The organism is Citrobacter sp. TBCS-14 (assembly GCF_005280805.1).
Classification (GTDB): Bacteria; Pseudomonadota; Gammaproteobacteria; order Enterobacterales; family Enterobacteriaceae; genus Citrobacter; species Citrobacter gillenii.
In genome coordinates this window covers 1-201 of the sequence record NZ_SZWM01001249.1, presented here as the reverse complement: position 1 = coordinate 201, position 201 = coordinate 1, and the positions used below count along the sequence as shown (strand labels likewise).

At 47.8% G+C, this 201-nt stretch carries 1 pseudogene; it reads left to right on the top strand.

The window, feature by feature from the left end:
* Nucleotides 1-59 precede the first annotated feature (59 nt).
* Nucleotides 60-201, top strand: a pseudogene (locus FDX22_RS30325) (MFS transporter); the annotation flags it as partial.

Sequence of the window (201 nt, the reverse complement as noted above, 5' to 3'; positions counted from 1 at the left end):
TATGTTAGCATGTGCAGCCATTGAATGGATATTGAAAAAGTACCTGGTAAGGCTCTGTAATGAATCGACAATCCTGGCTGCTTAATCTCAGCCTGTTAAAGACCCATCCTGCATTTCGCGCCGTCTTCCTCGCCCGTTTTATTTCCATTGTCTCTCTGGGGCTATTGGGGGTTGCGGTCCCGGTACAGATCCAGATGATGA